The sequence below is a fragment of the Sinomonas sp. ASV486 genome, assembly GCF_030908215.1.
Taxonomy (GTDB): Bacteria; Actinomycetota; Actinomycetes; order Actinomycetales; family Micrococcaceae; genus Sinomonas; species Sinomonas puerhi.
Genome location: NZ_JAVFJK010000003.1, coordinates 309260 through 323388 on the forward strand (window position 1 = coordinate 309260; position 14129 = coordinate 323388).

Annotated in this window: 14 protein-coding genes; 1 reads left to right on the top strand and 13 read right to left on the bottom strand. The window is 67.7% G+C overall.

The window, feature by feature from the left end:
* Nucleotides 1-22: 22 nt before the first annotated feature.
* The 11 genes from RBS60_RS06190 to RBS60_RS06240 form a co-directional block, all read right to left on the bottom strand.
* Nucleotides 23-817 (bottom strand): IclR family transcriptional regulator, encoded by a 795-nt coding sequence (locus RBS60_RS06190; RefSeq protein ID WP_307956649.1) that lies wholly within the window; start codon nt 815-817, stop codon nt 23-25.
* 794 nt (nt 818-1611) lie between these two features.
* Complete coding sequence (locus RBS60_RS06195; RefSeq protein ID WP_307956650.1) at nt 1612-3138, bottom strand: long-chain fatty acid--CoA ligase; 1527 nt, start codon at nt 3136-3138, stop codon at nt 1612-1614.
* Nucleotides 3139-3213: 75 nt separating this feature from the next.
* Nucleotides 3214-4260, bottom strand: a complete 1047-nt coding sequence (locus tag RBS60_RS06200) for an L-idonate 5-dehydrogenase (protein ID WP_307956651.1) — start codon at nt 4258-4260, stop codon at nt 3214-3216.
* Nucleotides 4261-4290: 30 nt separating this feature from the next.
* Nucleotides 4291-5094 carry an SDR family oxidoreductase gene (locus RBS60_RS06205; protein ID WP_307956652.1) on the bottom strand — a complete coding sequence of 268 codons (804 nt, stop codon included), beginning with the start codon at nt 5092-5094 and terminating at the stop codon, nt 4291-4293.
* The gene (locus tag RBS60_RS06210) at nt 5078-5572 is read right to left on the bottom strand and encodes a VOC family protein (protein ID WP_307956653.1); all 495 of its coding nucleotides are present in this window, start codon (nt 5570-5572) and stop codon (nt 5078-5080) included. The genes RBS60_RS06205 and RBS60_RS06210 overlap by 17 nt, the downstream gene beginning before the upstream one ends.
* Before the next feature lie 140 nt (nt 5573-5712).
* Entirely contained in the window at nt 5713-6234 is a 522-nt protein-coding gene (locus tag RBS60_RS06215) for a MarR family winged helix-turn-helix transcriptional regulator (RefSeq protein ID WP_307956654.1), read from the bottom strand.
* 57 nt (nt 6235-6291) lie between these two features.
* Nucleotides 6292-7203, bottom strand: coding sequence for an NAD(P)-dependent oxidoreductase (locus RBS60_RS06220; protein ID WP_307956655.1), 912 nt, complete (start codon nt 7201-7203; stop codon nt 6292-6294).
* Nucleotides 7200-8237 (bottom strand): NAD(P)-dependent oxidoreductase, encoded by a 1038-nt coding sequence (locus tag RBS60_RS06225; RefSeq protein ID WP_307956656.1) that lies wholly within the window; start codon nt 8235-8237, stop codon nt 7200-7202. The genes RBS60_RS06220 and RBS60_RS06225 overlap by 4 nt, the downstream gene beginning before the upstream one ends.
* A 10-nt stretch (nt 8238-8247) precedes the next feature.
* The gene (locus RBS60_RS06230) at nt 8248-9213 is read right to left on the bottom strand and encodes a cyclase family protein (protein ID WP_307956657.1); all 966 of its coding nucleotides are present in this window, start codon (nt 9211-9213) and stop codon (nt 8248-8250) included.
* 29 nt (nt 9214-9242) lie between these two features.
* Nucleotides 9243-9704 carry a MaoC family dehydratase gene (locus RBS60_RS06235; RefSeq protein ID WP_307956658.1) on the bottom strand — a complete coding sequence of 154 codons (462 nt, stop codon included), beginning with the start codon at nt 9702-9704 and terminating at the stop codon, nt 9243-9245.
* 194 nt (nt 9705-9898) lie between these two features.
* A complete protein-coding gene (locus tag RBS60_RS06240) occupies nt 9899-10831 on the bottom strand; it encodes an SDR family NAD(P)-dependent oxidoreductase (protein WP_307956659.1) in 933 nt (310 codons plus the stop codon).
* A gap of 389 nt (nt 10832-11220) precedes the next feature.
* Here RBS60_RS06240 and RBS60_RS06245 point away from each other — a divergent pair, with 389 nt between their 5' ends.
* Nucleotides 11221-12012, top strand: coding sequence for an SDR family oxidoreductase (locus tag RBS60_RS06245; protein WP_307956660.1), 792 nt, complete (start codon nt 11221-11223; stop codon nt 12010-12012).
* A 266-nt stretch (nt 12013-12278) separates the two neighbouring features.
* On the opposite strand, the gene RBS60_RS06250 is transcribed toward RBS60_RS06245, so the two are convergent.
* Both RBS60_RS06250 and RBS60_RS06255 read right to left on the bottom strand, forming a co-directional pair.
* Entirely contained in the window at nt 12279-13115 is an 837-nt protein-coding gene (locus tag RBS60_RS06250; RefSeq protein ID WP_307956661.1) for a cyclase family protein, read from the bottom strand.
* A complete protein-coding gene (locus RBS60_RS06255) occupies nt 13112-13792 on the bottom strand; it encodes a nuclear transport factor 2 family protein (protein ID WP_307956662.1) in 681 nt (226 codons plus the stop codon). The genes RBS60_RS06250 and RBS60_RS06255 overlap by 4 nt, the downstream gene beginning before the upstream one ends.
* Nucleotides 13793-14129: the final 337 nt, after the last annotated feature.

Sequence of the window (14129 nt, forward strand, 5' to 3'; positions counted from 1 at the left end):
CTTCGGTTGTCTGTGCCGGGTGCTATGCCACGCCGACGACGGTCCCGCCCAGCCGGCGGGTGAGCTCGCCGGCAGCCTCCAGGACGGCCCGGCCGAGCTCCGGGACGCGCTCCTGGGGGATGCGGTACGCCGGCGCGGAGATCGCCAGCGCGGCCACGGTCGCGCCCCTGTGGTCCCGCACCGGTGCGGCGACGGAGGTGAACTCCGCGCTCGACTCCCGGTTGTTCACCGCGTACCCGCGCGAGCGCACCCCCTCCAGATCGGCCTTGAGTGCCTCCGGGTCGGTATGCGCGAACTGTGTGCCCGGCTCGAGGGCATGGGTCGACAGCCAGACCTCCAGCTCCTGCGGATCGAGCGCGGCCAGTAACGCCTTGCCCATCGAGGTGGTGTGGGCAGGACGGACCTCCCCTGCACGGGTCGAGATGCGCACGTCCGAGTCCGGCTGCGTGACCGCCAGGTACACCACGCCCTGCGGCGACAGCTGCCCCAGGAACACCGCCTCCCCCACCCGCGACGTCAGCGCACGCATCACCGGGTTCGCCAGCTGCACGGTGTCCCGGCTGCCCAGCGCCACCGCGCCCAGCTGCGCGAGGCGCAGGCTCAGGGAGTACGTCCGGCTCAGGCCGTCCTGGTCGATCAACCCGGCATCGATGAGCTGGACCAGCAGGCGCCGCACCGTGCTCGGCGGCAGCCCCGCGCACTTGGCGATCTCCCCCAGCGTCAGCTCGGACTTCGCCGCCGAGAAGGCGAAGAGGACACCCGCCGCCCTCGCAATCACGGCGTTCCGTTCAGTGGAACGAGTTTCATTCAGTGGCATGTGGCAAGTATCACCGGGAAACCTGCAAAGATCAAGGCCCGCGAAGCGGGCCGCCGACGCGCTCGGGCAACATCAGCCCGCAGGCCGGGTCAGAACGAAGTGGGCGGCGCGCCAGCCAATACTGCTCAGCGGCTCGGGCGACCTCAGCACCGCCACTCCGCCAGAGGATGAACGCCTGGCCCGGAGAATCCCGCAGCGCCTCCCGCTAACGGTTCCTTTGACGAGACATTCAGGAGCCCCGTGCTCGGGGGAGAGTCCATGGGGAAATCCGACGAGTTCTGCGGCCCCTGCCTGTCTCGACAATGTGTCTCGCGCCAGATTCTCAGAAACGAACTCGATTGAGCCTTTCATTGGACACCGGCCCCTCCCGGTTCGGCTGCACCTCTTGTCAGTTTCCCAGGACCTCCCCAAAAGAAATCCAAGTCGTCTTCAAGTTTCCCTAAGTCCTCTGCACAGTCCGATGGCAACGGGGCGTGCGCCATAGATGCCTGCGCATGTGCGGTGGTGCGCGGTCAAGTTGAAGTCCGGCGCCGGCCCCCGACTTCCGAAGTGCCGTGTTGCGAGGATTGATTGCAGGCCGACGCCGGGGGGCTATGGATTCTGGCAATCCGGGTGCGTGGATGATCTCAGGATGAACCGAACTGAGTTCTGTGGCCGCCCCTACGCGGGCTCCGTGAGCGGCCTCGGAAGAGGTGCCCGCCATTGCCGCAGAGCTCGTTACGTCCGAGGGGGCCGCGCAGGGTAGTCATCGGCTCATCCGTGGAAGCGGCTTTCTCGAATTGGAGAGCGCTGGCTCAGCTCGCGTACTGACGGCGAAGGTCAGCCTTGCGGATCTTGCCGCTGGCAGTTCGCGGCATCTCGCTAACGAAGACCACCGTCTTGGGGACCTTGTAGCGGGCGAGGCGGCGGTCAAGGTGGGCCCGGACCTGGTCCTCGGTCAGGCTGGCGCCGCTCCGAACAGTGATGACGGCGCGAGGCACTTCGCCCCATTTTGCGTCCGGTACCCCGATGACCGCGACGGCTGCGACTGCTTCGAGCTCGGCAATGGCCGACTCGACCTCTGCTGGGTAGATGTTCTCTCCACCCGAGATGATCATGTCCTTGAGCCGGTCGGAGACGAAGAGGAAGCCTTCATCGTCCCCGTATCCCATATCACCCGAGCGGAACCAGACCCCGTCAGCGTAGGCGTCCCGCGTGGCGTCCGAGCGGTTCCAGTATTCGCACATGACGTTCGGGCCCGAGATCTGGATCTCGCCCACGTCGCCAGGCCCTGCGGTGAGGCCGAGCGGGTCGACAATGCGCATCTGGGTGAAGAAATGGGTCAGCCCCGCAGATCCGGCCTTCTCGAGGGACCGCTCTGCGGGGAGCATTGTCACTCCGGGGGCGGTTTCGGTCATGCCGTAGCAGCTGGTGAAGTGGATCCCGCGGGACTCGTAGGCCTCGAGGACCCGACCCGTGACGGGCGAGCCTCCGCAGGTGAGCTTCTGGAGGGAGCTCAGGTCTGCGCTCGGCCAGTCCGGGTGCTCGGCGATCATCTGGAAGGTCGTCGGGACGCCGTTGAGCGTGGTGACGCCGTGTCGTTGGATGAGGGCAAGAGCGCGAGAAGGGTCGAACTTCTCTTCGATCACTATGGTTGCGCCCTTCAGGAGCATGGGCAGAAGCCCCATGTCGAGGGAAGCGACGTGGAAGAGCGGGGAAATCAGGAGCGCCACGTCGTCTCTGCTCAATTCCATGTCGATGAGGACGTTGATGCAGTTCCAGGTGATGTTACCGTGCGTGAGCAGGGCTCCCTTGGGTTTGCCGGTGGTGCCGGAGGTATAGAGGATGATCGCCCCGTCGTCCAGGCCGACCTTCTCCTGGATCGGGTCGGCCGGCGCAGCGCCCAATGCGGCCTCGTGTGATCCCGCCACTTTCGCGTCCGGATCCTTATCGACACTCAGGCGGGTCCGAACGCCGGTGCCGTCCGTGGCCGCGACCGCGAGCGTGTCGAGTTGCGCGGAGTGGACGAGGAGGGAGACACCGCAGTCGTGCAGCTGGAACTGCAGTTCGGGCGCCGTCAGGCGGGTATTCAGTGGGACGAAGATCGCGCCGAGAAGCCCGCAGGCAAAAAAGGTCTCGAAGAAGGCAGGGTGGTTCTCGCCGAGATATGCCACCCTGTCGCCGCGAGCGACGCCGCGTCGCTGGAATGCGTTGGCGAGCCGTTCGGTCCGCTCTGCGAGATCGGCATAGCTTGTCCTCTGCTCGCCTGAGAGCAGCGCGGTCTTGCTGCCGCTCTTGGGCAGTCGGCGGCGCAGCCAGGACCCCACTCCGATGTTGTCCAAGGGTTTCCTCCCATGGTCTGGGCCGAAGCAGCCGGGTCTTCTGCGTCTGCGCAGTATGCCGGTGCGGCGTGGTGGTCAGAAGTGAAGGAGGACCTTCCCTGAGGCCGCAGAGTCCTTTGCCGTCGCAAAGGCATCAAGGGCATCGCGGGCGGGGTACTCATGCGTGATGACCGCGGAGGCGTCGAGCGTGCCGTCGGCAAGCGCGGCGATCACCTCGTCGATCTCGTCGTTGAACCTGAAGGAGCCAAGAAGCTCCAGCTCTCGGGTGATAGCGAGGGAGATGGGCACGGGCTGGTCGCCCGAGGGGATCAGCCCGAGGAGCACGACGCGTCCTCCTCGCATGGTCCCCCTGATCGCCGATGCGAGACCTTTGGTGCTTCCGGAGGACTCGATAGTCACGTCTGCTTCGACCGCCGCTACGGCGTCGGTGCCACGGGCGTCGATGGTTGACGTCGCCCCAACCCGACGGGCTATCTCAAGGGGTCTTTGGTGCAGGTCAACGGCCGTGATCTCGCTTGCCCCGGCTCTCTTCAGGGCTGCGATGACCAGTGCGCCGATCGGCCCGCTGCCGATGACGAGCGCCCGCGCGCCTCTTACGTCCCCGGCCCGCGCGACGGCGTGCCATGCGACGCTCGCGGGTTCGATCAGGGCGGCGGTCCTCAGTGGCAGGTCTGGCGGGAGCGTGCGGAGCATACGCGCGGGCAGAATCGCGTAATCGGCGAATGCGCCGTCGGTATGCGGCCAGGTCGCTGCGCTTCCCAGGTAGGTGCAGCCCGGCGAGAGGTTTGGCCGGTCGGCAGGGTATCGCGCACCGGTTCCGCCGGGCGATGCCGGGTGGACGGCCACGGGTGTCCCCGCCGATGGCCCGCTGCCGTCCTCCGCTGCGGACCAGACGGTTCCAACAACCTCGTGTCCAAGGACCATCGGCGCCCTGAGGATCGAGTCGCCCGCAGCGCCATGGCTCCAGTAGTGCAGATCCGAACCGCTGATCCCCCCATAGGCGATGCGGACTACCGCTTCGTCAGGCGCGGCGGCCCTCAGCGGACGCTGCTCGACGCGAAGGTCTCCGGCGGTGTGGACGACGACGGCGCGGGCGTATGCGGCCGCGGGCTTCTGGTTCACTTCTCCCTTTCCGGTGGTGAGTTCGGGCGGTCAGACGACGACGGACATGCCACCGTCTACGAAGATGGTCTGGCCGTTGACGAAGTCCGAGGCGGACGACGCGAGCCACACGGTCGGGCCGACGAGGTCCTGGGGTGATCCCCACCGCGCCGCGGGCGTGCGCCCCAGAACCCAAGAGTTGAACTTCTCGTCTTCGGTGAGGGCCCTGGTCATCTCCGTGCTGATGTAGCCGGGTGCGATGCCGTTGGCCTGGATACCGCTCGAGGCCCACTCGGCGGTCATTGCACGGGTGAGGTTCCGCAGGCCTCCCTTGGATGCGGTGTACGCACCGATCGTGGGGCGGGCCAGTTCCGACTGGATCGAGCACACGTTGATGATCTTTCCCCGGCCCCGCGAGGCCATGTTCCGTGCGGCCTCACGGCCGACCAGGAAGGCACTGGTCAGATTGGTGCTCAGCACCCTGTCCCAGTCCTTCCGGGCGAGGTCGAACAAGGCCACACGGTGCTGGATTCCGGCGTTGTTGACAAGGATGTCGATCGGTCCGAGGCTGCGCTCGAGGTGGTCGATCGCGCCCGAGACCTGCATTTCGTCTGTCACGTCGAATGCCGACGAGACCACCCGGTCGGGGCCGACCTCTTCCTCGAGCCTCGCGCGTGCGTCTTCGAGCCGGTCCGTGTCCTGGCCGTTGAGGATGACCGTGGCTCCGGCCCGCGCGAGACCCGAGGCAAGGGCGTAGCCGATGCCGCGGCTGCTGCCGGTGACGAGAGCAGTGCGTCCGGTCAGGTCGAAGAGGGCAGCACCGGTCGCATCACGGGTCTCAGTGGCCGGGGGCAACCGGGACACCTTCACCCGAATCGGCGAGTTCCTTGAGGCGCCGCTCGGCGGTCTCGTGGTCCAGCCAGCAGATGAACTCGATGAAGTAGCCGTCCGGGTCTGCGACGTAGATCTGCTCGACGTCATCGGCGCGGACGCGCGGACCGCCCACGGGGGCCACGCCGTTCCGGCGCAGGGTCTCGCGGACATCGTCGAGGGAATCGACCTTCAGAGCGAAATGCACGCTGTAGCCTGTGCGTACCTCCTCCGGGGACCAGTCGGGGGCGAGGGCGGCGGTGCGGCCGTTCTCGGTCTCGACGACCACGTGCACCTCGGCGGTGCCGAGCCGGAAGTAGGCCCCGGGGAATACGAAATCGGCCGGACGCGCGATCTCCTCCATGCCGAGGACGTCTGTGTAGAACTTCCGGGTCTTCTCGAGGTCGCTCACGTACAGGGCTACGTGGTGCAGGGAGACGCTGCCGTTCGCTGAGGATGTCATCGTCAAACTCCATCGGTGGGTTGGTGCCGCTGAAGGCACGGGTGATGTTGGGATGGGAGACGCCCGGGGGCGCGGTCCCCGGGCAATGGCCCGAGGTGGTGTACCGGGGGAGCCCGGACGGGGGCAGGTTGTGCCCGGTGTCAGGCGCTCAGCACCCCCGCGGTGCCGAACTCATGGGTCGATGCCGCACGCTGGTCCTCGGTGAAGGCGACCTTCCAGAGGAGGAGCCGGAGGGTCTCCACCTCTGCCGGGGTCAGCGCTGAGAGGGAGACCGCTGTTGCCCTGGCGACTGCCGCGGTTGCGGTTGCATAGAGCTCCTCCCCTTTCGCTGTGGCGATGACGATCTTCGATCGACGGTCCCGGACGTCGGCCCGTCGTCTGACCAGCTTCCGCTTCTCGAGGTCATCGACGATCGCGACAATCTGGCTCGGGTCCAGTCGAAGGAAGTCAGCCAGCTCCCGCTGGGACGGGTGTTCGCCGCTGCAGGCAAGCGACAGCACGGAGTAGGGGCGGACTCTGAGACCGAACTCCTCCAGAGCAGTGTTGGCCTTGGACGATCCAATGGCACGGGCCCGCGCTGCCAGGAATTCGACGTTGGCTGCGAGGTCGACGCTCAGGAATCGGTTGGCCGATCTGTTGGGCTCGGCTTGTGGGCGGCTCATCGCTGTGCCTTCCTTCCACTGGCTCCGTAGGGCCAGACCGTTGAGACTGTGATCACTCTAGGACCTCAGCGCATGTCTGCTCCGTTCCTCCACGAACGCCCTCGTCACCGAGATGTCCTCGTCGCCGTGGCCTGCCCTCACGAGTTCCGTGAAGGCCGACCGCAGATAGTGCAGTTGGCCGGCCTCGATGCTGACCAGGGTTGCGGCGTCCTCTGCGGAGGCCAGGTCCTTGACCATGAACCTCGCCATGCCGGACGGCGAGTAGTCCTCCTCGGCGAACCTGCGGGCGCGGGTCTGGAGAATGCGGCTAGCGGCGTATCCGCCCGAGAGGACGTCCAAGAGCTCCGCGACGTCAAGCCCGCTGCGATGGGCAATTGCGGCGGCCTCACCGATAGCCATCACTTCGGCCGCCACGATCATCTGGTTGCAGGCCTTGGCCACGGCCCCGGCGCCCAGGGGGCCGAGGAGGCGCGGGTGTCCGAAAGCCTTCAGGACTCTGGCCACACGCTCGTAGTCGTCGTGCGTGCCGCCGGCCATGATCGAGAGTGTTCCCTCACGCGCCCCTTCTTCGCCGCCGCTGACGGGCGCGTCCACGGTGCGCAGGAGGCCTGCGGTCTCCGCAGCTGCGGCGTCGGCGATGGAGCGGACGTCACGGGCCGATACGGACGAGCAGACCACGAGCGTTGTGGGGGCGCTGATTCCGTGGACGATCCCGTCAGGTCCGGTGAGGGCGCCGAGGATCTGCCGGGTGTCGGCGAGCATGACGACGATGGTGCGGCACTGGCGCGCCATGTCCGCGGGCGTTGCCGCCCAGAGGGCGCCTTCCGCGGTGAGGTCGGCGACGCGGTCGGGGCCGCGGTGGGTGATGACGGCCTTCATCCCGGTGGCCATGAGGTTCCTGGCCATCGGTTTGCCCATGATCCCGAGGCCGATGAATCCGACCGGGGTTCCCGAAGAGGCCTTGGTCATTGCTTCACCTTGGTCTGGCTGCGGAGGCGCCCCAGGAAGGCCTCCTGTTCAAGGACCGGTCGGTTGACGACATATTTGGGTGCTGTGCCGTTGAGGGCGTCTATGACGGCCTGCACGGCTGAGCTTCCGTTGCCGAGGGACATCTCGTCGGTCCAGGCGACGGAGTGGGGGGTGAGGATGACGTTGTCCATGTCGAGCAGCGGGTTCTGGGCCGCGACGGGCTCGCTCTCGAAGACGTCGAGTGCGGCTGCGGTGATGGTGCCGTTCCGGAGGGCGTCGGTGAGGGCGGCCTCGTCGACGATCGGTCCGCGGGAGACGTTCACCAGGTGGGCGGTGGCCTTCATCCTGTTCAGGAAGGAGGTGGAGACGAGGTGGCGGGTTTCGTCGGTGAGCACCGTCATCACGACCACGACGTCGGCCCCGGCAGCGAGGTCGTCGAGCCCCACGAGTTCCACGCCGAGGTCGGTCGCGCGCTGTGCCGGGCAGTAGGGGTCGTAGGCGAGCACCTTGGTCTGGAAGGGCCTAAGGAGTTCAACGAGGTCGGTCGAGGTGTTCCCGAGTCCGATCAGGCCGACTGTCCTGCCGGTGAGTCCGCGTCCCATCCATTCGGTACGCCTGTCCCAGTCGCCACGGCGGATGATGCGGTCCTTGGCGATGAGGTTGTGGAAACTGGCCAGGATCATTGTCAGTGCGGCGGTCGCGACCGGCCTGCGGGCGCCGTCGGGTGTGATGGTCGCTGCGACGCCGTTCGCGGTGCAGGCGTCGAGGTCGACCGAGTCGTAGCCGACGCCGAAGCGGGCAAGGACGAGCGGGGGCTCGGCGACGCCGTCGAAGGTGCGGGCCGTGACGGCCGGGTTGGCGAAGATGACCGCGGGGCGGCCGTCGACCTGTTCCGGGGTCAGCTCGGGGAGGTCTTCGGGGAGATATTCCCAGGGGATGCCCGCCTCGTCGAGGCCGGCGAGGCCGATGTCGCCCCAGACGTTGTTGCCTCCCGGGTCGAGGAAGTCGCGGGAGATGCCGACAGGTCGCTGCATAGGTGCGCTCCTAGAAGATCGCGATGGGGTTGACCGGGGATCCGGTGCCGGTGGGGATGTTCAGCGGGGCAACGACGAAGAGGAACTCGTAGCGGCCCTCCTCCCGGCACGCCTGGGAGAGGGCCTCGAGGTCGAGGTTGTCCAGAAGGGGAATGCCCATCGCGGTGATCGAGAGGATGTGGATCGGTGAGTGGACGCCTTCGAGCGGAGAGGGGCGGACGTCGCTGTCGCCGTCAGAGCCCAGGAGGCTGATGGCCCGCTCGGCGAGCAGCGGCATGGCTTCCACGTGCAGGCCGGCACTGGAGTTGGAGGAGTCCCACGGCCCGAGCCTGTTGCGCCGGTTCTTGTGGCCTGTGCGCAGGAGCACGGCGTCGGCCTCGGAGACCTGCACCCCGAGGGCGCTCTCGGCTTTGAGCAGGTCATCGGCGTAGACAGGTTCGCCGGGCTCGAGCCAGTCGACGCCCCGGGCGGCAGGGACGTCGAGGAGCACGCCCCGGCCAACGTACGGCCCAAGCTCGGCGACTGTGCCGAAGTGGGCCCCGGACGTGTCCACGACGTCGTGCGCGGTGTTGCCGTCGAAGAGCTGACCCCGGTAGGCGATGTGGCTGAGGGCGTCCAGATGGCTGACCGCCTTGCCGTGGTAGTCCACGGCGATGAAGTCCTTGTTGGTGGAAGGCTCGGGGGCCTCCTTGTCGCCGAGGTCCGTCATGTGGTGGAGTGCGGGCTTGTGGTTGTCCGGGCCTGGCACAGTGTTCCACGGGAGCGCCGTGGTCACGGTCCGGCCAGTGGTGACGAGAGCGCTTGCCCGCGTCACATGGGACGGCCCGATGCGGTTGTAGGCGCCTCGTCCGGCCTTGTCCCACGTGCCCCAGTTCGACAGCGTGCTGAAAAGGTCATCGAAGCGTTCCCGGCTGACTGGACGCGTCTGGAGATCGGCTGCCGGCCAGGTGCCGGCAGGGGTTCTGGTTGATTCCAACGTGGGGCTTCCTCTCGACAGCGTGGCGTCTACTTGTAGAAGCGCGCGAGGAACTCGGCGACGACGGCGGGGCGCTCCTGGCCCTCGATCTCGATGGTCGCGTTGACCTTGATCTGGGCACCGCCCTTGACCTCGGTCACTTCGGCGATGGTGCTGGCCATGCGGACCTTCGAGCCGACCTTGACGGGCGAGGTGAAGCGGACCTTGTCGAGGCCGTAGTTGACCTTGGCGGTGACGCCCTCGACGTGGAACAGCTCGCCCCAGAACGGGATCACGAGGGCGAGCGTGAGGAAGCCGTGGGCGATCGGGGCCCCGAAGGGGCCGTCCTTGGCGCGCTCGGGGTCAGTGTGGATCCACTGGTGGTCGTCGGTCGCGTCGGCGAACAGGTTGACACGGTTCTGGGTGATCTCCATCCAGTCAGTCGTGCCGAGGTCGGCGCCGGCCAGGGTGAGGAGCTTCTCGAAGTCGACGACGAGCCGGGGCTGGGTCATGGTTCCCCCTGAGGGATCGAAGGTGATGATGTCGTCCGAGGCCTTGGCTCGGCATCTGGTAAGCGCTATGAGGATCGCGGGTTGTGGGTGCTCCTTGGACGCGCCCGTCTTTGGGCGAGCGGTCGGGGACGCGCCGCGCCGGTGTGAGTGTGAGGGTAGGGGGGCCGGAGGTCGGCGTGGCCTGGCGCGCGGGCCTAGCCTTGCGCAGCGGCCGGCTGCAGCTCGGCCGGGAGCGGGAGGAACTCCTCGCCGACGCTCTGGAGGTGGCCGCCGATGAGCTCGGCGCCCTTCTCCTGGAGGGCCTCGTAGGTCCAGCCGCCCTCGCGGTAGTCGGTCGTGGCGGGCTCGGGATGGGTCCAGGCCTGGAGGCGGTCGCCGCCGGCGCCGATGGCCTGGCCCGTGATCCCGGCCGCGGCGTCGGATGCGAGGTACGCGACCAGGCCGGCGACGTCGTCGGCCGTGCCGAAGCCCAGGTCGTGGCGGAAGAACGCGGGCATGGCCTCGCCGTTCTCGTCGGCCTCGACGGCCTTGGCGAAGTACGGGACGGTCTTGGTCATCGCGGTCGCGGCGACGGGGATGACGGCGTTCACGGTCACGCCGGCCTTCTTCATCTCGAGGGCCCACGTCCGCACCATGCCCACGATCCCGGCCTTCGCGGCCGCGTAGTTGGTCTGGCCGAAGTTGCCGCGCTGGCCCGTCGGGGAGCCGATCGTGACGATACGCCCGGCGATGCCGTTCTCCTTGAAGTACGCGAACGCCTCACGGACGCACGTGAACGTGCCCTTGAGGTGGACGTTGATGACGAGGTCGAAGTCATCGTCCGTCATCTTCAGCAGGCTCTTGTCGCGCAGGATCCCCGCGTTCGTGACCAGGATGTCGAGGCGGCCGAACGCGTTCACCGCGCCGTCCACGAGCGCCTTCGCGGCCTCGGTGCTCCCGACGGGCACGACGACGGCGGTCGCCTTGCCGCCGTCAGCCTCGATCTGCGCCACAGCGGCAGCCGCCGTCTCCGCGTTGACGTCATTGACCACGACGGCGGCGCCCTGCCGCGCGAGCTCACGGGCATAGGCGAGGCCGAGACCCTGTCCGCTGCCGGTGACGATTGCTACCTTGCCTACCAAGCGCATGCCCTGCTCCCTTGCATCGTAAGAGTGGGTTCGTTCTCAATGAGACCGCAAGTCGTTGAACTTGTCAACGATTAATTCAACCATTGACTTTCTCAACGATTTGCCCTGTCATTGGCATATGAGCGGACGCAGCGCAGCGCACCGAGGCGGCTCGGGCGGTGGCCCTAGGGTCTTCTGGGCGGCGTGGGCCAAAGCGCTGCGCGGGATTCGCGAACTGGCGTGGACTGACAGCTGGATAGGCCCGGACGGCCGGGAGATCCTCCTTCTGGACGTTCACGGCGCCACGTACGCCGTCGGCATCCCCTCTGGGCGGGACCACCTGGCCGGACCCGCCGGACCCGGCCCGGGAGACGCCCGGGCCCCCCAATACGACAAGGAAGTTGAGACGGATGACTGAAGAACTGCCTCCCGTGAAGTGGCCGGGCTGGGTCTGTCCCGAGGGCACCGTTGCGATCGTCACTGGAGCCGGCAGCGGTATCGGGCAGGCGACCAGCGTGCTCGCAGCGCAGCAGGGCCTGAAGGTCGCAGCGTGGGACATCAACCTTGACGGCGCGAAGCGCACCGTGGACCGAGCCGGCGATTTCGGTGGGTCGATTGCTCCGATCAAGGCCGACATCGGCAGCGAGGAGGCGATCAAGGAGGCTTACGCCGCGACCCTCGAGCAGCTCGGCAAGCCGACTCTCATCGTAAACAACGCCGGCCCCACGATCCTTGGCCAGACGCTGCCCTTCGCCGGTGCGATCCAGGAAGCCATCGCGAGCATCCACTGGATCACCGAGCAGTTCCTAGCCCTCGAACCGGGCCCGGGCGCCAGCGTCGTCAACATCTCGGCCGTCTCCGGCCCGATTGCGGGCGGCACGGGCCACGACCCTCAGGGCGTCGGCTGGTACGCGGCCGCGAAGGCCGGCATCGCCGGCTACACGAAGTGGTGCGCCACCGAGTTCGCCACTGTCTCCCGGTTCAACGCGATCGCCCCTGGCGGCCCCATCTCGACGCCACGCAATGAGAAATTCCTCAACAGCCCGGGGATGCAGGAACGCATCGCTCGGAATCCCATGCGCCGCCCGGGCACCCCGGAGGAGCTGGCCGCGGGAATCCTCTTCCTCTGGTCCCCTGCCGCGAGCTACGTGAATGGCGAGCTCCTGGTGATCGACGGAGGCCTGACGCTCACCGGCGGCTGAAACCACGCGGGCACTCCCCTTGCGGAGCCGCCTGCGGCACGCCGAGCAGAACGTGTGGCCGCCCCTTTCGGGGGCGGCCCCACGTGCGTGTCCCAGGCGGTCCGCTGCCGCGGCGCCCCGGTCGCCCTCCGCTGGCAAACTGATCCTGCTCGCGGACGGGCCGGGACGTGGCCCCGACACGCCCATCTCGAGCACGACCAATCGGGGCCGCCCCCTCAAGGGGCGGCCCCGATTGTCGCGCTCCGGTGCCCGACCCCCGGCAGCCGTCAGGGAATAAGTGCCAGCGGGTTCACCGGTGATCCCGTCCCTCCCTGGATGCGGAGCGGGGCGAGGACGAATGTGAAGGTGTGGATGCCCTGCCGGGCGAGCTCCCTAAGGTCGAGCATTTCCATGATCTGGATCCCGTTCCTGGCGATCAGCTCTGCGTGCACGGCCAGCGGCTGAACCGCCGGTGCCGCCTCGAACGGCATAGTGTCCGATCCGACGATGCTCGCACGGAGGCCGCTGAGGTACCGCGCGGCCTCCAGCTCGGGACCAGGCTGCGGGCCCGCGAGGAACCGCTGCGGATCCCCGTAGAGCTCGTCCCAGCCCGTGCGCAGGAGCACCGCGTCGCCGTTCCGGAGGCGGACCCCTTGGGCTGCGGCGCACCCGGCGAGGTGCTCTGGGGTGAGCCGGGTATCAGCGGCGACGCGTCCGCCGAAATAGCGCGGGAAGTCCAGCAGGACGCCCCTCGCGACTATGGGCTGCAGCTCGACCCGCTGGCTCGCCGAGACTCCGGCCCTGTCGTCCTGTCCGCCGCTGCTGCGGATGTCTGTGCCGTCCCACAGCAGTCCGCCCTCGGCGACGTGGGCAAGTGAGTCGACGTGCGTCCCCGTGTGGTCCCCGAGCGCGATCGCGTCAGACGCGGATGAGATGGTCCCTTCGACGATGGGGGTTCCTGGGTCGAAGGCAGCATGCGGATGGTTGAGCCGGTATTCATACGGCGGTGAGACCGGCCCATTGACCGTGCCGGGCCCGAGGACATGCCCAAGCTGGATGATCTGGGACGGGAAAGCAGCCGACGCGTCGGGGCCGTCCTCGGGCGCTTCGGCCTCGGCGTTCATCTCGTCGCGGCCGTGACGGTCTGGGCTGTGGTGGCCCACCCGAAGCCCTCGTACGTCTCGTATGCAGGGGGGCACGGTGGCACGGGCACCTGGACGGATTCGGGGGTGTAGGGGTTGTGGAACGTGCTGGGCCGGACGTTCGGGCTCTCCTTGATGGGCCCGCCATGGGTCATGGACAGGTCCTTGACCCATCCGTCTGCGAAAGTGCTCTTGATCGTGCGGAACCACTGCAGGTGGTGGATCTTCCACGTTCCGGAGATATAGACGAAGTCGGCGGCGTATGCGCCGAACGACCAGAGCGCCACCGGCCCTCCTCCGTCGGCGGGGCGCACCGCCTCAACTCCGGGCGAACGCCAGACGCCGCGAGCGGTCTTGCCGTCAGCGGCGACCTGGACCATGGGCGTGGCGATGAAATGGATGAGGAGGTTGCCCACGGGCTCCATCGGGAAGCTGTCGACGAACAGCTCCCGCAGTCCAGCCTCGCCGACGTAGACGCCGCGGTCGCCGATCTCCGCGGACACGTCGGGCAGGTCGAGGGCGAAGAAGTTGATGGCCTGGCCGACCGTCGCCGGGGCGTGGTTCACCGTGTAGCGGCCCATCAGGTTCTGGATGTCGTTCACGGCATGCGCGCGGAAAAGCTCGTGCTCGAGACGGGCCAAGCGCTCTTCAGTGTTCAATGGTTCGTTCCTTTCGGGGTCGGATCTGAGGTGTGGGGCATACGGCCCTATGTGTGCACCGAGTGGGACGACACTGGCGCGGGATTCCTGATCGGCGTATCCATGTCGAACGCATCCGGTGCTGCGATTTCGATGTGGCTCAATTGGAGATCCAGCGCCGCGAGGTTCACCGCCATCCGGACGGGCCTTGTGGCCCTGGGAGCGGGGCACACCCCGTAGACAGGCATGCGAGGACCATCTGGGCTGGGACAGCCCCATGGGCTCGAGCACGGCCGGCGCCCCGAGGTCCCGGCCCTGGCCGAGTGGGCTGCAGGACTCCACGGCGGACCCTGCCTCC